Genomic DNA, 17,351 nt, shown 5'->3' on the forward strand with positions numbered 1-17,351 from the left:
CCGGTTTCACGCCGCTCCATTGACGAAGGCCATGTCGGCCGCCGTCAGTTCGACATCGCGCAGTACCCGCATCACCGGAAAATCCTCCGTTTCCGTGGCCGTTATCGCCAGGTCGATGGTGACGTCGAAACGCTGCCGGAACGCATCGATGATCTCGTCGACGATGATCTCCGGCGCCGAGGCGCCGGCCGACAGGCCAAGCGTCCTGATCCCGGCGATCTCATCCCACGGAATTTCGGCGGCGCGCTGCACGAGAAGCGACATGGTGGCGCCGGCGCGCTCCGCCACTTCGACAAGACGACGCGAATTGGACGAGTTGGGCGCGCCGACAATGAGGAACAGATCGGCACCGGCGGCCGTCTCCTTCACCGCTTCCTGGCGGTTGGTGGTGGCATAGCAGATCGATTCGGCCGCGGCCGCGTGCAGTTCGGGAAACCGCTCCTGCAGAGCCCGGATGATGCCGGCGGTGTCCTCGACCGACAAGGTCGTCTGGGTGACGAAGCCCAGCGCCGAGGCGTCGACGGGCACAAAGCGCGCGGCGTCGGCCTCGGTCTCGATCAGCGTCACGGCGCCTTCCGGCAACTGGCCCATCGTGCCAATCACCTCCGGATGCCCGGCGTGGCCGATCAGAAGCACATGGCGGCCAAGCCGCTGGTGGCGCATCGCCTGCTTGTGCACCTTGGAGACGAGCGGACAGGTGGCGTCGAGGTAGAAGAGGTTGCGCGCCTCGGCATCCGCCGGCACCGATTTCGGCACGCCATGCGCGGAAAAGACCACGGGCGACTGGCGATGCTCCGGCGGAATCTCGGACAGTTCCTCGATGAAGACGGCGCCGAGGCTCTGCAGCCCTTCGACGACGTAGCGGTTGTGCACGATCTCGTGGCGGACATAAACCGGCGCGCCGTATTTCTTCAGCGCCAGCACCACGATCTGGATGGCGCGGTCGACACCGGCGCAGAAGCCGCGCGGCTGGCAGAGCCTGATCGTCAGCGGTGGCTTTTTCTCAATCATCAAATTCAGGCCGGTTCAGTCGGAAAGCTGGAGGGAAATGAGGTGCGCACCCCTGCCCTGTCAAGAGCGGCCGTTTCACGCTTCTTTCGCCGGGCGGCGCAGACTCAGGATCAGGACGGCGGCGAGAGCGGCGGCCAAGCCATACCAGGTGACCGCGTATTGCAGGTGGTTGTTCGGCAGGTCGATGATGGTGACGCCACCGACCGGCAGGCCGCCGGGATTCGGCGTCTTGTCGGCATCGATGAAGAACGGAACCAGCACGAACCCGGCCGGCAGGCCGGCGGTCGCCGCCATGACATCGCGGTCCTTCCAGTAGAAGATGTTCTTGGCGACATCATTGTCAGGAAGCATCATCGACGGTTTTGCGGGAAGCGGATTGCGCGCAAGCCCGGTCACCGTCACCTTGCCGGCGACCTCGCCCTGTCGGCGCTTGGCCGGATCCTTGAGGTCGTAGGGAACGAAGCCGCGGTTGACGAGCACGAAGCGGCCGTCCTCGAGTTGCAGGGGCGTGTAGACGTTGAAGCCGCTTTCGCCTTCCCAGGTGGAAAAGAAATGCCGCTCGCCCTGGTGCAGGAAGGTGCCCGTCACCGTCACCGGGGTGTAATCGACATCACGGGAGGCGGCGAATTGCTGCTCGACGTCGGCCAGCGGCAACGGCGCGGAATGCGTGCGCTTGTCAATGGTGGCGAGCAGGTCTTCCTTCCAGTGCAGGCGCTGGACCTGCCAGGTGCCGAGCCCGATCAGGATGGCGAACAGGACAAGGCCGAGGCCGATGAGCAACGCCGAACGCGGCCGCGAACGGCCGGCCGCCGAACCGGTCGCCTCGGTCATTCGTGGGATTCCAGTCTGCCCTCGGAGGCCTTCTTCGAGTACTGCAAGGTGATCAGCACGCCCTTGATCAGGCGCAGCGCCGTCAAGCAGAGCACCAGCGCCAGCGGTATCCATAAGATGAAGTGCAGCCAAAGCGGCGGGCTGAACGTCACCTCCATCCACAATGCGAGGCCGACGACGAGGAAGCCGATGATCAGGATGACGAACACCGCAGGCCCATCGCCGGCATCGGCGAAGGAATAGTCGAGCCCGCAATTGTAGCAGCGCTTGCCGACGGTGAGGAAGCCCGAGAACAGCTTGCCCTCGCCGCAGCGCGGGCAGCGGCCATGCAGGCCGGCCGAGATCGGGTCAATGGGGGCCAGATCGCCTTGTCTTCGCTCATACCGGCACCGTAGACCCTTTCGCTTGAAAAGATAAGGCGGCCACGTCGCCGCGGCCGCCCGTCGCTCCAAGCAATTCCGGAAAACCGCTACGCGCTTTCCCTGAATTGCCCTCTATCAGTGGCCTTCGATCAGCGCGCCGTTCGACGCCCAGACATAGATGGCGCTGAACAGGAACAGCCAGACCACGTCGACGAAGTGCCAGTACCAGGCGGCCGCCTCGAAGCCGAAATGCTGCTTCGGCGTGAAGTCGCCGCGCATGGCGCGCACCAGGCAGACAGCCAAGAAGATGGTGCCGATGATGACGTGGAAGCCGTGGAAGCCGGTCGCCATGAAGAAGGTGGCGCCGTAGATCGATTCCTTGAACGCGAAGGGCGCGTGCATGTACTCGTAGGCCTGCACCATGGTGAACAGCATGCCGAGGCCGACGGTCAGCACAAGGCCGTTGACCAGGCCCTTGCGGTCGCCATGCAGCAGCGCGTGGTGCGCCCAGGTCACCGTCGTGCCCGACAGGAGCAGGATGATGGTGTTGTAAAGCGGCAGGTGGAAGGGGTCGAGGACTTCCATGCCCTTCGGCGGCCAAACGCCGCCGGTGAAGGCGGTGCGGGCATACTGGTTTGCCTCGCCGGGAAAGAGACTGGCGTCGAAGAAGGCCCAGAACCAGGCGACGAAGAACATCACCTCGGAAGCGATGAACATGATCATGCCGTAGCGCAGATGCAGCGACACGACGCGCGTGTGGTAGCCTTCATGCGCTTCCTTGATGGTGTCCGACCACCAGGCGAACATCGTGTAGAGCACGATGATCATGCCGATGAAGAACAGCCACGGATTGGCGATGTTGTGACCGAAGACCGGGAAGTTGCCGCCCTTCAGATACTGCATCAGGCAGACGCCGCCGATGGCGGTGACCAGCGCGCCGACCGAACCCAGGAAGGGCCAGGGGCTCGGGTTGACGAGATGGTAGTCGTGGTGTGGTTTTGCGTGCGCGTCTGCCATATCAACCCCCGAGGCTTGCTTCGGAATCTGGAATTTTGTTGCTGCTGCCAGCGGCCGGCGCCGACGAAGCGACCGGCTGTTTCTTTTCGACCGGGAACATCGTGTAGGACAGGGTAATGGTCTTCAAGTCCTTGAGTTCCGGCACGTTGACGATGTCTGGATCGACATAGAACACGACCGGCATGTCCAGCGTCTCGCCGGGCTTCAGCGTCGTGTCGGTGAAGCAGAAGCACTCCACCTTGTTGAAGTAGGCGCCGGCCATTTCCGGCTGCACGTTGAACGAGGCGCGGCCGGTGATGGGGCGGTCGAACTTGTTGGTGGCGCTGTAATGCGCCTGCGTCGTCTCGCCGATCTTGATCGTTACCGAACGGGCGACGGGCTCGAACTGCCACGGAATGCCGTTGGTGTTGGCGTCGAAGCGGATGGTGATGTCGCGGTCGAGCACGCGGCCGGCATATTGCTTCTCGGCGCGTTGCGTGGTGCCGCCATAGCCCGTGACCTGGCAGAACATCTTGTAGAGCGGCACGGCAGCGTAGGCCATGCCGACCATGCCGGTGAAAAAGGCGAGGCAGACCGCGGCGACGATGCCGTTGTTCACCTTGCGGGGCTTGCTCACGTCGCCGCCCATCAGCCGCCTCCGAACAGACCCGAGCCGGTCAGGCTCGCGCCATGGTGGCCGAAGCGCGCGATGGTGACGACGTAGAAGATGATGACCAATGCGGCCAGCGCCAAGCCGATGGCAGCGGAACGATTGCGGCGCGCCTTCAGCTGGCGCTCGGTGAGCGTGACCAGTTCGATCTTCTTGTCGGCCACGATCATATCCCCCCCATGACGAGGGCGCGCCCGACCACGCAGTCGACGAGATAGGCGGCGAAGATGGCGAAGAGATAGAGCAGCGAATAGCCGAAGAGCGCCTTGGCCGGCTTCATCGCGCGGTCGCCGTCAGCCATGCCCAGCACTTTCCAGGCATACCAGACGAAGCCTAGGCCCAGCAGCGCGGAAACCACGCCGTAGCCGGCGGTGGTATAGCCGAGCGCCCAGGGCAGCACGCCGATCGGCGCCAGGATCAGCGCATAGGCAAAGATCTGCCGGCGCGTCGGGGCCTGGCCGGCCACATTCGGCATCATCGGGATGCCGGCGCGGGCGTAGTCATCGGACTTGAACAGCGCCAGCGCCCAGAAATGCGGCGGCGTCCACAGGAAGATGATCAGGAACAGGATCACGCTTTCGAGGCTGACCGATCCGGTCACGGCGGCCCAGCCGATCACCGGCGGGAAGGCGCCTGCGGCGCCACCGATGACGATGTTCTGCGGCGTCCAGCGCTTCAGCCACATCGTGTAGATGACGGCATAGAAGAAGATGGTGAAGGCGAGAAGCGATGCCGACAGCCAATTGACCAGCACGCCGAGCGTCATCACCGACAGCACCGACAGGACCAGCCCGAAGGTCAACGCCTCGCCTGGCGTGACGCGGCCCGCCGGCACCGGGCGGGATGCCGTCCTGGTCATCACCGCATCGATATCGGCGTCGTACCACATGTTGAGCGCGCCGGAGGCGCCGGCGCCTATGGCGATTGCCAGGATGGCGACCATAGCGATCAGCGGATTGATGGCGACGGGCGCGGCGACCAGGCCGACAAAGGCGGTGAAGACGACCAGCGACATAACGCGCGGCTTCAACAGGGCGAAGTAATCGCCCGCTGTCGCTTCCGAGATGCGAAAGCCCGCGTCCTTCATCAATCTGTGGTCGGCAAGGGCCATGCGTACTTAAAGTCCATCATTCCGTTGGCCAAGACCGCCGGCTGTCCGGCGATCTCGTGATAGGGCTGCCTTACTTGATCTTCGGCAGCTGTTCCCACTGGTGGAACGGCGGCGGCGAAGGCAGCTGCCATTCGAGCGTCGTGGCACCCTCGCCCCACGGGTTGGCGCCGGCGACGCGCTTCTTCTGGAAGGCTTCGAACACGCCGTAAAGGAAGATCGCGACGCCGACGGCCGCGATATAGGAGCCGTAGGACGAGATCATGTTCCAGCCGGCGAACGCGTCAGGATAGTCGACTGTGCGGCGCGGCATGCCGGCGAGGCCGAGGAAGTGCTGCGGGAAGAAGATCAGGTTGACGCCGACGAAGGTGACCCAGAAGTGGGTGTTGGCGATCACCGGCGAGTACATATAGCCGGTCATCTTCGGGAACCAGTAGTACCAGCCGGCGAAGATCGCGAACACGGCGCCCAGCGACAGCACATAGTGGAAGTGGGCGATCACGAAATAGGTGTCGTGCAGCGAACGGTCGAGGCCGGCATTGGCCAGTTGGACGCCGGTCACACCACCGATGGTGAACAGGAAGATGAAGCCCAGCGCCCACAGCATCGGCGGCTTGAAGGAGATCGAGCCGCCCCACATGGTGGCGATCCAGGAGAAGATCTTCACGCCGGTCGGCACCGCGATGACCATGGTGGCGAACACGAAATAGCGCTGCGTGTCGAGCGACAGGCCGGTCGTGTACATGTGGTGCGCCCAGACGATGAAGCCGACCGCGCCGATCGCGACCATGGCGTAGGCCATGCCGAGATAACCGAAGACGGGCTTCTTCGAGAAGGTCGAGACGATGTGGCTGATGATGCCGAAGCCCGGCAGGATCAGGATGTACACTTCGGGGTGGCCGAAGAACCAGAACAGGTGCTGGAAGAGCAGCGGGTCACCGCCCTGGTCCGGCACGAAGAAGGCGGTGCCGAAATTGCGGTCGGTGAGCAGCATGGTGATGGCGCCCGCCAGGACCGGCAGCGACAAAAGCAGCAGGAAGGCGGTGATCAGCACGGCCCAGGCAAACAGCGGCATCTTGTGCAGCGTCATGCCGGGAGCGCGCATGTTGAAGATGGTGGTGATGAAGTTGATGGCGCCGAGGATCGACGACGCGCCGGCGATGTGGATCGACAGGATCGCAAGGTCCATCGCGGGGCCGGGCTGGCCGGAGGTCGAGAGCGGCGGGTAGATCGTCCAGCCGCCACCGACACCAAAGGCGCCTGGCGCGCTCGGCACGAACATCGAGGAGAGCAGCAGGATGAAGGCCGGAGGCAGCAGCCAGAAGGAGATGTTGTTCATGCGCGGGAAGGCCATGTCCGGCGCGCCGATCATGATCGGCACCATCCAGTTGGCGAAGCCGCCGATCAGAGCCGGCATGACCATGAAGAAGATCATGATCAGGCCGTGCGCGGCGCCGAAGGCATTGTACATGCTCTTGCCGCCATCGATGGCGGCGTCGCCCTGCATGCCGTAGACCATCTGCGCCAGACCGCTGAATATCTGGATGCCCGGTTCCTGCAGCTCCATGCGGATGGCGACCGAGAGCGCGCCGCCGATGATGCCGGCCATGATCGCGAAGATCAGGTAGAGCGTGCCGATGTCCTTGTGGTTGGTCGAGTAGACCCAGCGGACCCAGCCATGCGGCCTGTGGTCGTCGTGATCGTGAGCTGCAGCCTCTGCCATGTTCCGCTCCGTTCCCTAAATCTTGCTAACCCGCGGCATCAGTTGCCGGCGGCCGCTACCTTGTTGGTACCATCGATCTCGGCCATCAGCGCCTTGTTGGCGGCGGGCACATCGGTCTTGGCCGTTTCCAGCCAGGTCTTGAACTGCGCATCGGAAACGACGCGGACCGCGATCGGCATGAAAGCGTGGTCCTTGCCGCAGAGCTGCGAGCACTGGCCGTAGTAGAGGCCCTCCTTCTCCGCCTTGAACCAGGTCTCGTTGGTGCGGCCGGGAACGGCGTCCATCTTGATGCCGAAGGACGGCACGGCGAAGGAGTGGATGACGTCGGTCGCGGTGATCAGCACGCGGGTCGTGGTGTTGACCGGGACAACCAGCTCGTTGTCGACCGCGAGCAGGCGCGGATAGAGGGCGCGATCCTCCTTGCCGGCCTTGGCGCGGTCGCCATCCTGCAGAACCGCCGAGTTGAAGGAGAAGGTCTTGTCGACCTGGTACTCGTAATCCCAGTTCCACTGGTTGCCGGTCGCCTTGACGGTGAGCTTGGCTTCTTCCGGCGGCGTATATTGCGCGGTGAGCAGCTGGAAGGAGGGAATGGCGATGAGCAAGAGCACGATCACTGGCCCGACGGTCCAGATCACCTCGATCAGCGTGTTGTGGCTGGTTTTTGACGGCACCGGATTGGCGCTGGCGCGGAACTTAACGATGCAGACCAGCAGAAGCACCAGCACGAGAACGGTGATCGGGACGATGAACCACATCGTGTAGTTCCCGAACCGCTCGATCTGCCGCATCATGTCGGTGGCCGGAGCCTGGAAGCTCACCTCCCATTCCCGCGGCTGGTCGGCACGGGCCGCGGCACCGGAGAAGAGCACGGCCGAAGCTGCCGTACCTGCCAAGAATTTAGCGCTTGCCAGGAATTTCCTCATCGCCCTCTCGTCTCCCACTTCCCGCGATCTTGTCGCACCAATAGCGGACGATGCCGGGATTGGGAATCCCGGTCTGTCCCTGGGTGGTTCAAACCATACTCTTTTTCCCTCCGCAAGAAAGGAGCGGAGGAAACCGTGCGGCATTTTTGCGCGCAGCCCGAAGGCCGTGTTCAGCGCTCGCCATGCTATATGCCGGGCGGCCCCAATTCGGGCGAATTTGCTTTGGAAAAGCACGCAATTGCCGGTATCGGGGCGCACCGGCGACGGTCTCGTCCTTTACTTGGCCCGGGCGCAGCTTAAAGTGCCGTGATTCGCAATGGAGCCGTCATGACTTCCTGGCTTTCGAGAACCTTGGCGAAGGTCGTTCTTGCCGTCGCCTTGCTCGGCGTCGGCATAGCCGTTGGCGCCGCCGCCTCGCCGAACAACGCCACGCCACCCAGCGGCACGGTGAAGTCGACGCATGGCGCATGGTCGATCATCTGCGATACGCCGGCGGGAGCGACCTCCGAGCAATGCGTGATGATGCAGAATGTCGTCGCCGAGGATCGTCCTGAAATGGGCCTTTCGGTCGTGGTGCTGCGCACCGCCGACAACAAGGCCGAGATCCTGCGCGTGCTGGCGCCGCTCGGCGTTCTCCTGCCCAACGGCCTCGGTCTCAATGTCGACGGCAAGGATATCGGCCGCGCCTATTTCGTGCGCTGCTTCCAGGATGGCTGCTATGCCGAGGTGATCCTCGAAAAGCCGCTGCTCGACACGTTGAAGAGCGGCACCTCGGCCACCTTCATCGTCTTCCAGACGCCGGAAGAAGGCATCGGCATTCCCGTCGACCTCAAGGGCTTTGCGGAAGGCTTCGCCGCCCTACCTTGATCTTGCCGTCCACGCGCAGCGGCCGCCCCTCAGGCTGAGGCGCGGTGGTGATGCGGTTGACGGCCAGGAGGCTTGATGCGCGCGACGTTATCCATTTCCATTGCAGGTCTGGCGCTTGCCTACGTGGCCTCGGCGGCCCGGGCCGAGGATGCCGCAATCCTCCAGACGCCGGACCCCGCGACGGTTCTCGATATCGCCAAGGGCTTCGGCTCGGCCAGGATGGGCAAGGACGACAATGGCGACCCGATGATTTCCGGCCGCGTCGAGGGCGTCAAATACCTGATCTATTTCTACGGCTGCGAAGACCACGAGAACTGCAAGTCGCTGCAGTTCTCGACCGGCTACACCGATCCGCTGACCGTCGACCAGGCCAATGCCTGGAACGCAAAATACCGCTGGGTGAAGGCCTATTCGGGCGACGGCTCGAACTTCAAGATGGATGTCAGCTTCGCCGGCGGCATCACCAGGGCCAATCTCGAGGAACAGTTCTCCAACTGGAACGCGATGGCCGGCAACATCAAGGACTTCGTCAACGGCAGGTGACGGCGTCGCAATCGCCGGCTTCAACTCGTTAGCGATTGTCTGAGGCCAGCTTCGCGCCTACATCCGGTGCAAGATTTGTTTCCACGAATGGATTTGCCATGAACAGCCTGATCGGCCAATTCGATATTTCCGATGATCGCGTCAAGGAGATCGTCACCGAGACCATCAAGGGCGCCGACGACGGCGAGTTGTTCCTCGAATACAGCGAAAGCGAGGCGCTGATGTTCGACAATGGCCGGCTGAAGACGGCCAATTTCAACACCGATCAGGGTTTCGGCCTGCGCGCCGTGGCCGGAGAGGCCACCGGCTATGCGCATTCCAGCGATCTTTCCGAAGCCTCCCTGCTGCGCGCGGCCGACGCCGTCTCGGCGGTCAAAGGCGGCTATTCCGGCACATTGGCCGGAGCACCCGCCCGTACCAACCGCCATCTCTATGGCGACGAGAACCCCATCCCCTCGCCGTCCTTCGAGGCCAAGGCCAAGCTGTTGCAGGAGATCGACGGCTGGCTGCGCGCGAAGGATCCGCGCGTGCGGCAGGTGACGGCCTCGCTGGCAGCATCCTGGCAGCATGTCGAGATCGTGCGCGGCGACGGCCAGATCGTGCGCGACATCCGCCCGCTGGTCCGCATCAACGTCTCGGTCGTGGTCGGCAGCGGCGACCGGCAGGAGAGCGGCTCCTACGGGATGGGCGGCCGCAAGAGCTTCGGCGAGTTCGTCAGCGAGGAAAGCTGGAAGCATGCGGCAAGCGAGGCGCTGCGGCAGGCGCTGGTCAATCTCCAGGCGGTTCCCGCGCCGGCCGGGACGTTTGACATCGTGCTCTCCAGCGGCTGGCCGGGCGTGATGCTGCATGAAGCGGTCGGCCACGGGCTCGAGGGCGATTTCAACCGCAAGAAGACATCGGCCTTCGCCGGCCTGATGGGCCAGCAGGTGGCGGCGAAGGGCGTCACGGTTGTCGACGACGGCACCATCCCCGAGCGGCGCGGCTCGCTCACCGTCGACGACGAAGGAACGCCTTCGGCGCGCAACGTGCTGATCGAGGACGGCAAGCTCGTCGGCTACATGCAGGACCGCCAGAACGCCCGGCTGATGGGCATGAAGGCGACCGGCAACGGAAGGCGCGAGGGCTATGCGCACCAGCCGATGCCGCGCATGACCAACACCTACATGACCGCCGGAGACATGGAGCCGGAAGAGATCATCGCCTCGGTCAAGAACGGCATCTACGCCGTCTCCTTCGGCGGCGGCCAGGTCGACATCACGTCCGGCAAGTTCGTGTTCGGCTGCACCGAGGCCTATATGATCGAGAACGGCAAGGTGACACAGCCGATCAAGGGCGCGATGCTGATCGGCAACGGTCCGGACGCCATGCACCGCGTCAGCATGGTCGGCAACGACATGAAGCTCGACAACGGCATCGGCATGTGCGGCAAGGCAGGACAGGGCGTGCCGGTGGGCGTCGGCCAGCCGCATCTGCGGATGAACCAGATGACGGTGGGCGGCACCAGGGTTTGAGGCGCTGGGCACGTCCCGCTATTCTCGCGTGCCTGCGGTGCTCACCCCACGGAGTCCACAATGTCGAAATCCGAAAGCCCATCAGAGGGCGCTGATCTGAAACCGGCAACGCCCTTTGCCCCGACGCGGCCAAAGGACGTGTTTGGTAGCCTACGGCCCCCCTGGCAAGCCAAAAACGCTGGAGGATATCGACACCGCCCTGCTAGCTGAAGCGCAGCGGCGCCAAACTGCCGTTTGAGACCGGTCTGCGGCAGCCTTCGCCCAACGCAAAACACAATCGCGTTAGAACATTATTAATTGTTCAGTTGCCTTGGCCTGCCTTTGCGCATTAGCCTGCGGCCAGTCTTCTCGTTGCGGTGGTGTCGGTAGTGCAGCATTCCCCAGGCGTCCTGACCTCTTCCCTCTTCCTTGGTTTTGCGTTGATCGGCGCGACTTCGCTACAAGCAGGCCCTGCGGCGGCGCAATCGTCGCTGTTCAAGCTAGCGTCGACACGACCTGCCGCCAGTTCCGCCACTGTCGGCGCAAGCACCAGCGTTCCTTATGGCTGGCTCGACTTCTGTCATCGTCGGCCGAAAGAATGCAAGGTGCCTGCCCTGCCGGCCGCCAGCGTCAAGCTGACAGCGCGGAACATGAGCATCCTCAAGCGGGTGAACCAGAAGGCGAACCGCTCGATCAAGCCCGTCAGCAACTACGATCACTGGGGCACGATGATGGACCACTGGGACTATCCCGTGGACGGCAAGGGCGATTGCAAGATTTACGCGCTCTACAAGCGCAAGCTTCTTCAGGAAGCAGGATTTCCCCGGCAGGCATTGCTGATGACGGTGGTTCGCGACCTGCACAACGAGGGCCATACCATCCTGACGGTGAAGACCGACAAGGGCGATCTCATCCTTGACAATCTGGTCGACGAGGTCAGGCCCTGGAACGCAACTGGCTATTATTTCCTGAAACGGCAGTCGCAGCAGAACCCGAACACCTGGGTTTCGATCAACCAGCGTGGCGGCACTGCAAAGCGGCTATCGCCGAGCTCATAGGTCGGATTGTCCGCCTGTCCCGTTCAGCCAGCATCGGCTGAAGCGCCGCGAGCCAGCGATCTCTTGATTTGCAGGCGATGAGCCGGGAAACCCCGGCCCATCGACGGAGAATTGCTGTCCAACCCTGCCGCTATTGTTTGCAGGGCGGCTCGCCCGGCTTGCCGCAGGCGAATTTCTTGTTGTTACCCTGCGGCGGTTGTTCCTTGGGCTGTTGTGGCAGACGCCGCGCCTGAGCGTTGGGGTTTTCCTGTAGCTTGAGCTGGCGCTGCACATTCTCGTTCGGTCGGTTGACCTTGAAGTTGCGCTGGACGTTGACTTCGGGGCCGACGGAACCTTCCTCGTTCTGCGGCCTGCGGAACTTCCTGGCCCGGTCGTTCCCGCCGGCGGAGCCCTGATTCTCGCCGGAGAAGACATCCGGATTGTTCTTCCTGAGCCGCTTCTGCATACTCGGCCCATTGTCGGCCGGCTCACCATTGACGGTCGGCGGTCTGCGGACCTTCTTGACGTTCCTGTCGATCGAGCCCTGGTCGGAGAACCCGTCCGGATTGTTCCTCCTCAGGTGCTTCCGCACGCTCGGCCGGTTGTCAGCCGGCTCACCATTGACGGTCGGCAGCTTGCCGAATTTTCTGCCTTTGTCGTTTCTGTTGGCCGAGCCCTGATCGCCTGGCTCGACTATGGACCGGCCGGCTGACAAATCCTTGCGCATCAGCCTTTTCGGTTTGCCGTTGCCCTGGTCGGACAACGCGTTGGGATTGTTCTTCCTTAACTTCTCCCGTGAGTTGAGTCCGTTGTCGGCCGGTAAGCCGTTGACGGTCGGCAGTTTGCGGAATTTCTTGCCCTTCCGCTGATCCGTGCCCTGCACTCCGGTCGCCGCGGCGCCGGCATTTCCCGTCGCCTCCTGGTTGCCCTCCACAATGCCTTGCTTGCCAAGCAGCTTCCTCGACCTGTCGTTGAGCAGATTCCGGCCGTTGAGCACCGGCTTGCCGTTGACGAGCGGCAGCGTTTTGCCATCGGCTCCCGGCAAGGCGTGGTCGGTTCCGAGCTTGCGGGTGGACAGGTTCTTCGACAGCGGACGCGCAGCACCAGGCTGCTGGCCCTGCGTCACACCCTGACCGGGCTTCAGCGGCAAGGCGCCCTGATTCTGGTTGAACTGGGCCTGACCGGATACGGCCGCCCTCTTCTTCAAGAGCGGCGGCAGCGCGATCCTGGCCGCCAGCGTCGCGCCGGCACCGATGGCAGCTCCGGTCATTTTCTGGCCGGTGGTGAGGCCGCCCTCTGCATTGCCGTCTGGCTGCCCGGCCTGATTGGCGGTCTCGTTGCGGATCGTGGTGTTATTGATGTTGTTGATGACGGTCGTGTTGTGGATGTTGTTGAAAATGATGTTGTCCGGCGGCGGCACGATGTCACGCGGCGGCCTGACCCAGACCGGCACGGGGACGAAGACCGGCGTCGGCAGGACGTAAACATCGACTGGCGGCGGAGGCGGCGGCAGCACGACAAAGTCCGGCGGTGGAGGAGGTAGGAATATCACGTCGACCGGCGGCGGAGGCTCGAAATCGAAATCGGGATCGTCGAAATAGAGCACCGGCCTATCGACATAGACGATTTCCTCCTCCGGCGGCGGCGGCACATCGTACACGATGACTGTAAAGCTCGCCGGTGGCTCGAGCTCGGCGTCGAAATGCTCCAGCCGGCGCCGCGCGTCCCAGGCATGCGGCCCGTGCGGATAGCGTTCGAGATAGGACCAGTAGGCCTCAGGCGTGTCCCGCAGCCATGTTTCACGCCAGGTGATCGCCTCGCGCCGCGCCGCGATGATGGCGCGCACGCGTTTGGCCATTGGGTCGTGCGGATAGGCGACGATGAAATCCTCGTAGCCGCGCATCGTGTCGCGATCGAGTGCCGCGAGATAGGCGTCGTGCGCATTGAAGTCGCGGATCGCCCTGGTCCGGTTAGTCCGTTCTTCGGCCTCGGAAACCTTCGGCGGCGGCGCGTCCGGAGCGCGCTCGAAGAAGACGAAAGGCACGTCGATCTTCGAGACATCCCATGGGATTTCGGCGCCCTGCGTCACCTCGTTGACGCGCAGCCGCGTGCGGTCGAAAACCTCATCGAGCGACAAGCCGCCGTCGCGCATCATCTCGGCGAGCGCCTGGGCATAGGCGCCGTATGGGCCCTCACCTTCCGGCGCAACCGTTCCGGGAGCGGCGTTGAACGCGATCAGCATATTGGGCTCGGGGTCGACCAGCGCCAGCCCGCTGGCCAGCGGCTGGCTCATTTTTGGGAGGGCATTCGGCCGGGCCGCGTCGAGGACGACTATATTAACCTTCGTCGGCAGTCCGGCCAGCGACTTGGTGATATCGGAGAGCCGCATGGCCTGGAGCGGCACGTCGGCCGGATTGGCGATCTGGGCATCGACCGGCAAGAAGTAGTTCTCGCCTTCGAACTGCACGCCACGGCCGGCGAGGTACACGAAAACGGTAGCGTCCGGACCGGCGGCGGAAACTTTCGCAAGGAAATCACGCAGCGCGCCACGCAGCGATTCCTGGTCGACATCGCGCGCGCCGACCACATCGAACCCGGCTGCTTGCAGGGTCTGCGCGATCAGACCGGCGTCGTTCGCGGAGGTGACCAACGCATCGGACGGATAGGCGGCGTTGCCGATGACGAAAGCGAGACGTTTCTGCTGTTGCGCGAGCACATCGGTCGCGGAGGCGACGGTGAACGCGATGAGAAGAACGAGAAGACCGATGACTTTCCGAAGCGAGAGCATAGCAATTCGCCATCCTTGTTCGCCATCCATCCCACGCGATAACGCCGGGGAGGCAGGAATGTTTCCCTAACAGCGAAATTAAGGTCCGGCAAAAAGGCGGCTTTAGGGCGCGATTTCACCGAAAGAACAGAGACTTCACAATTTTTCCAGCGAACCTCCGGCAGTCGACTAGCGCCGCCGCTTCGGCTTCTCCAGCAAGGCCACGGCCTCGACATGCGACGACCACAGGAACTGGTCGATCGGGGTGACACTTTTCAGCGTATAGCCGCCGTCGAGAAGGATGCGCAAATCCCGCGCCAGCGTCACCGGATTGCAGGACACGGCGGCGACCAGCGGTACGTCGGAGCGGGCGATCTGCTTCGACTGATCCTCGGCGCCGGCGCGCGGCGGGTCGAAGACCAGGCCGTCAAAGGCGTTCAACTCCTTGAAGGTCAGCGGCCTGCGGAACAGGTCGCGGCGTTCGCTGGTCACCCGCCTCAGGCCGGTGGCGAAGCGGTAGGCGCGATCGAGCGCGGCAAGTGCCGCGGCTTCGCCTTCGACGGCATGAACCTCGGATTTTGCCGCCAGCCGGAGCGCGAAGCTGCCGCAGCCGGCAAACAGATCCGCGACCTTCTTGGCGCGCGACAGATGCTGGCCGACTAGGCCGGCCATCGCCTGCTCAGCGGCTTCCGTCGCCTGCAGGAAGGCGCCAGGCGGCACGGCCACGGCGACCGGTCCGAACTGCACCACCGGCTTCTTCGGCTCGACCACGATCTCGCCGTCGACGGAAAGCCGCGCCAGGCCCTCGGCCATGACGAAGTTGGAGGCGATGCGCCGCTGGTGGTCGCCAAGCATGCCGGCCTCATGGACGGCAATGTCGAGGCCGGAAGCGGTGACGGTCACCGTCATATGAAAGGCTTTCGGCGTGGCGCAGACCAATCCGGCCAGGGCGCGCAACTTAGCGAGCGCCGAGACGATCGCCGGCAGCGAGATCGGGCATTCCTCGATCGGGATGATCTCCGAAGACAAAGCGCGCACGAAGCCGAGCAGCATGCCGGCCTCGGTGCGCCGGGCGCTGAAGGTGACACGGCGGCGGCTGTGCGGCGCGCACGGCACCAGCGCGGCGACCTCGCAAGCGATACCCTTGGCCTTCAGCGCCTGCACGACTTTTTCGCGCTTCCATTCCTGATAGGCTGCGGCCTCGTAGTGCTGCAGCGCGCAGCCGCCGCATTCGGTGAAATGGCGGCAGGCCGGGTCGGTCCTGAGCGCCGAGGCTTCCAGCACCGACATCAGCGTGGCGCGGTCCTTCTGGCGCGCGGCGGTGACTGTCTCGCCCGGCAGCGTGAACGGGACAAAAACCTCCCCGCCCTCGGCGTTGGCAATGCCGTCGCCCTGGGAGCCCAGCCTGGCGATGGTGAAGCGTGTGCTCATCCCGAACCGGCGTCCTTTATGGCGGCGAGCAGGAACTCGCGGTTGCCGTCGCCGCCTTCGATCGGCGACGGGTGAAGTCCCAGCACGCGCCAGCCGAGAATGCCGGCGAGCCAATCGCGCAGATTCCCGGCAATGCGCTCGGCATCGCCTGGATCCTTCAGCATGCCGCCCTTGCCGATCGCCTCGCGGCCGGCCTCGAATTGCGGCTTGACCAGAAGGACTGCCCTGGCGCCCTCGCCCGCCAGCTCAAGCGCCGGCGGCAGCGCCAGCTTCAGCGAGATGAAGCTGACGTCGCAGACAAGGAAATCCGGAACGCGGCCGCCGAGATCGGCTGCCGTCAATTCTCGGGCGTTCAGCCCTTCGATCATCGTCACGCGCGGGTCCCCGGCAATCTCGGGATGGATCTGGCCGTGGCCGACATCGATCGCGGTGACATGCGCCGCGCCTCGCTCCAGCAGCACCTGGGTGAAGCCGCCGGTCGAAGCGCCGATGTCGAGCGCCTCGCCGCCGGAAGGATCGAGGCCGAAACGGTCGAGGCCGGCGATCAGTTTCAACGCCGCCCGCGACACATAGGCCTGGGCCGGATCGTCGATGGCGACCAGGCAGTCCGGTGCAACGGGCTGGCCGGGCTTGCGGGCAATTGTGCCGTCAACCGTCACCGTGCCGCGCTCGATCGCGTCGCGGGCGCGCGAGCGGCTGGCAAACAGGCCGCGCCCGACGAGCAATTCGTCGAGCCGCTGGCGCCGGCTTAATGGCAAAGGGGAACTCATCGGCCTTCATTGGCGAAAGCCGGGCGCGAACGCAATGGGTTTGAATACGGCGCAAGAGGCTGCAGAATGCCGCCACGCAGGCTGTCGATCGGAGGTGTCGATGCTGAAGGGAACTTGTCATTGCGGCGCGGCCCGCTGGACGCTGGAAGGCGATCCCGGTGGGATCACCGCCTGCAACTGCACGCTTTGCCGCCGCTACGGCGCCCTCTGGGCGTATGACTATCTCGACGAGCGCATCCGCATCGCGGGACCGCTGAAGTCCTATACGCGCGCCGAGGTGACGGAGCCCGCGCTGGAAATCCTGTTCTGCCCGACCTGCGCCTGCGTGGTCGCCTGGCGCGGCCTGCGCGCGGCCAAGAGCGGCCGCACGCGCATCGCCGTCAATGTCAGGCTGGCGCCGCCGGAGGAAGTCGCCCACCTGCCGATCGACCATTTCGATGGCCTCGACACATTCGACGACCTGCCGCGCGACGGCCGCTGCGTGCGCGATGTGTGGTTTTAGAAAACGGTCCGGGAGACGCGGCGCTCGACAGCCGGTGTCAGGCCGTCATTGCCGGAGGCTTCCTTGCGCGGCGGTTCAACCGGAGTGGGTGCGACGGGCGTAGCATCCGGCGGCATGACGAGTTGAGGCCTCTGCTTGTAGGAGAAGCCGCCGCGGATGCTGCCCATCTTGGCGGCGACGATGTCCATCGCCGCCTTTTCGATATTGCGGTCGTAACGCGTTTCGGCTGTCGCCGGCGCGGCCATGGCGGCCAGCAAGGCCGTGCCGCAAAAAAACGACTTCATTGTTCTTATCCCCTGCCTAGAGCGTTTCACCGTTTC

General features: G+C 64.1%; 17 protein-coding genes and 1 pseudogene. 5 read left to right on the forward strand and 13 right to left on the reverse strand.

Features of this window, described 5'->3' with window-relative positions; translation table 11 throughout:
• Positions 1-6: 6 nt before the first annotated feature.
• The 9 genes and pseudogenes from ispH to coxB all read right to left on the reverse strand — a co-directional run bounded on the left by ispH (position 7) and on the right by coxB (position 7,624).
• A complete protein-coding gene (ispH, locus tag EJ072_RS03300) occupies positions 7-1,011 on the reverse strand; it encodes a 4-hydroxy-3-methylbut-2-enyl diphosphate reductase (protein WP_042641772.1) in 1,005 nt (334 codons plus the stop codon).
• Positions 1,012-1,086: 75 nt separating this feature from the next.
• On the reverse strand, positions 1,087-1,842 hold the full coding sequence (locus tag EJ072_RS03305; RefSeq protein WP_189343206.1) for an SURF1 family protein: 756 nt from the start codon (positions 1,840-1,842) through the stop codon (positions 1,087-1,089).
• Positions 1,839-2,224, reverse strand: a pseudogene (locus EJ072_RS03310) (DUF983 domain-containing protein). Before EJ072_RS03310 ends, EJ072_RS03305 begins: the two are co-directional and overlap by 4 nt.
• A 115-nt stretch (positions 2,225-2,339) precedes the next feature.
• Positions 2,340-3,221: a cytochrome c oxidase subunit 3 gene (locus EJ072_RS03315; RefSeq protein WP_042641766.1), complete on the reverse strand. Its 882-nt coding sequence runs from the start codon at positions 3,219-3,221 to the stop codon at positions 2,340-2,342.
• A gap of 1 nt (position 3,222) precedes the next feature.
• Entirely contained in the window at positions 3,223-3,849 is a 627-nt protein-coding gene (locus EJ072_RS03320; RefSeq protein ID WP_126078556.1) for a cytochrome c oxidase assembly protein, read from the reverse strand.
• A complete protein-coding gene (locus EJ072_RS03325) occupies positions 3,849-4,040 on the reverse strand; it encodes a hypothetical protein (protein WP_126078557.1) in 192 nt (63 codons plus the stop codon). The genes EJ072_RS03320 and EJ072_RS03325 overlap by 1 nt, the downstream gene beginning before the upstream one ends.
• Positions 4,037-4,981 carry a heme o synthase gene (locus tag EJ072_RS03330; RefSeq protein ID WP_126078558.1) on the reverse strand — a complete coding sequence of 315 codons (945 nt, stop codon included), beginning with the start codon at positions 4,979-4,981 and terminating at the stop codon, positions 4,037-4,039. The genes EJ072_RS03325 and EJ072_RS03330 overlap by 4 nt, the downstream gene beginning before the upstream one ends.
• Before the next feature lie 70 nt (positions 4,982-5,051).
• Complete coding sequence (ctaD, locus tag EJ072_RS03335) at positions 5,052-6,701, reverse strand: cytochrome c oxidase subunit I (protein WP_042641760.1); 1,650 nt, start codon at positions 6,699-6,701, stop codon at positions 5,052-5,054.
• A gap of 38 nt (positions 6,702-6,739) precedes the next feature.
• Positions 6,740-7,624: a cytochrome c oxidase subunit II gene (gene coxB / locus EJ072_RS03340; protein WP_126078559.1), complete on the reverse strand. Its 885-nt coding sequence runs from the start codon at positions 7,622-7,624 to the stop codon at positions 6,740-6,742.
• A gap of 327 nt (positions 7,625-7,951) precedes the next feature.
• Between coxB and EJ072_RS03345 the strand changes: the two genes are divergently transcribed.
• The 4 genes from EJ072_RS03345 to EJ072_RS03360 all read left to right on the forward strand — a co-directional run bounded on the left by EJ072_RS03345 (position 7,952) and on the right by EJ072_RS03360 (position 11,582).
• A complete protein-coding gene (locus tag EJ072_RS03345) occupies positions 7,952-8,491 on the forward strand; it encodes an invasion associated locus B family protein (RefSeq protein ID WP_126078560.1) in 540 nt (179 codons plus the stop codon).
• A 75-nt stretch (positions 8,492-8,566) separates the two neighbouring features.
• A complete protein-coding gene (locus EJ072_RS03350) occupies positions 8,567-9,034 on the forward strand; it encodes a YbjN domain-containing protein (RefSeq protein ID WP_126078561.1) in 468 nt (155 codons plus the stop codon).
• 98 nt (positions 9,035-9,132) lie between these two features.
• The gene (gene tldD / locus EJ072_RS03355; protein WP_126078562.1) at positions 9,133-10,545 is read left to right on the forward strand and encodes a metalloprotease TldD; all 1,413 of its coding nucleotides are present in this window, start codon (positions 9,133-9,135) and stop codon (positions 10,543-10,545) included.
• Between the two features lie 368 nt (positions 10,546-10,913).
• Complete coding sequence (locus tag EJ072_RS03360; RefSeq protein WP_189342220.1) at positions 10,914-11,582, forward strand: transglutaminase-like cysteine peptidase; 669 nt, start codon at positions 10,914-10,916, stop codon at positions 11,580-11,582.
• A 130-nt stretch (positions 11,583-11,712) separates the two neighbouring features.
• Here the strand turns inward: EJ072_RS03360 and EJ072_RS03365 are convergent, their stop codons facing one another.
• The 3 genes from EJ072_RS03365 to EJ072_RS03375 form a co-directional block, all read right to left on the reverse strand.
• Positions 11,713-14,349 carry a caspase domain-containing protein gene (locus EJ072_RS03365; RefSeq protein ID WP_126078563.1) on the reverse strand — a complete coding sequence of 879 codons (2,637 nt, stop codon included), beginning with the start codon at positions 14,347-14,349 and terminating at the stop codon, positions 11,713-11,715.
• 168 nt (positions 14,350-14,517) lie between these two features.
• Complete coding sequence (locus EJ072_RS03370; RefSeq protein ID WP_126078564.1) at positions 14,518-15,759, reverse strand: class I SAM-dependent RNA methyltransferase; 1,242 nt, start codon at positions 15,757-15,759, stop codon at positions 14,518-14,520.
• The gene (locus EJ072_RS03375) at positions 15,756-16,529 is read right to left on the reverse strand and encodes a TlyA family RNA methyltransferase (RefSeq protein WP_126078565.1); all 774 of its coding nucleotides are present in this window, start codon (positions 16,527-16,529) and stop codon (positions 15,756-15,758) included. The genes EJ072_RS03370 and EJ072_RS03375 overlap by 4 nt, the downstream gene beginning before the upstream one ends.
• 100 nt (positions 16,530-16,629) lie before the next feature.
• On the opposite strand from EJ072_RS03375, the gene EJ072_RS03380 reads away from it, so the two are divergent.
• A complete protein-coding gene (locus tag EJ072_RS03380; RefSeq protein WP_126078566.1) occupies positions 16,630-17,031 on the forward strand; it encodes a GFA family protein in 402 nt (133 codons plus the stop codon).
• Here EJ072_RS03380 and EJ072_RS03385 read toward each other — a convergent pair.
• Entirely contained in the window at positions 17,028-17,315 is a 288-nt protein-coding gene (locus EJ072_RS03385; protein WP_126078567.1) for a hypothetical protein, read from the reverse strand. The genes EJ072_RS03380 and EJ072_RS03385 overlap by 4 nt on opposite strands.
• Positions 17,316-17,351: the final 36 nt, after the last annotated feature.

Source organism: Mesorhizobium sp. M2A.F.Ca.ET.046.03.2.1 (genome assembly GCF_003952425.1).
Lineage (GTDB): Bacteria > Pseudomonadota > Alphaproteobacteria > Rhizobiales > Rhizobiaceae > Mesorhizobium.

Coding starts and splice junctions, on each gene's coding strand:
- ispH (WP_042641772.1), bottom strand. CDS start 1,011: ATGATTGAGAAAAAGCCACCGCTGACGATCAGGCTCTGCCAGCCGCGC.
- EJ072_RS03305 (WP_189343206.1), bottom strand. CDS start 1,842: ATGACCGAGGCGACCGGTTCGGCGGCCGGCCGTTCGCGGCCGCGTTCG.
- EJ072_RS03315 (WP_042641766.1), bottom strand. CDS start 3,221: ATGGCAGACGCGCACGCAAAACCACACCACGACTACCATCTCGTCAAC.
- EJ072_RS03320 (WP_126078556.1), bottom strand. CDS start 3,849: ATGGGCGGCGACGTGAGCAAGCCCCGCAAGGTGAACAACGGCATCGTC.
- EJ072_RS03325 (WP_126078557.1), bottom strand. CDS start 4,040: ATGATCGTGGCCGACAAGAAGATCGAACTGGTCACGCTCACCGAGCGC.
- EJ072_RS03330 (WP_126078558.1), bottom strand. CDS start 4,981: ATGGCCCTTGCCGACCACAGATTGATGAAGGACGCGGGCTTTCGCATC.
- ctaD (WP_042641760.1), bottom strand. CDS start 6,701: ATGGCAGAGGCTGCAGCTCACGATCACGACGACCACAGGCCGCATGGC.
- coxB (WP_126078559.1), bottom strand. CDS start 7,624: ATGAGGAAATTCCTGGCAAGCGCTAAATTCTTGGCAGGTACGGCAGCT.
- EJ072_RS03345 (WP_126078560.1), top strand. CDS start 7,952: ATGACTTCCTGGCTTTCGAGAACCTTGGCGAAGGTCGTTCTTGCCGTC.
- EJ072_RS03350 (WP_126078561.1), top strand. CDS start 8,567: ATGCGCGCGACGTTATCCATTTCCATTGCAGGTCTGGCGCTTGCCTAC.
- tldD (WP_126078562.1), top strand. CDS start 9,133: ATGAACAGCCTGATCGGCCAATTCGATATTTCCGATGATCGCGTCAAG.
- EJ072_RS03365 (WP_126078563.1), bottom strand. CDS start 14,349: ATGCTCTCGCTTCGGAAAGTCATCGGTCTTCTCGTTCTTCTCATCGCG.
- EJ072_RS03370 (WP_126078564.1), bottom strand. CDS start 15,759: ATGAGCACACGCTTCACCATCGCCAGGCTGGGCTCCCAGGGCGACGGC.
- EJ072_RS03375 (WP_126078565.1), bottom strand. CDS start 16,529: ATGAGTTCCCCTTTGCCATTAAGCCGGCGCCAGCGGCTCGACGAATTG.
- EJ072_RS03380 (WP_126078566.1), top strand. CDS start 16,630: ATGCTGAAGGGAACTTGTCATTGCGGCGCGGCCCGCTGGACGCTGGAA.
- EJ072_RS03385 (WP_126078567.1), bottom strand. CDS start 17,315: ATGAAGTCGTTTTTTTGCGGCACGGCCTTGCTGGCCGCCATGGCCGCG.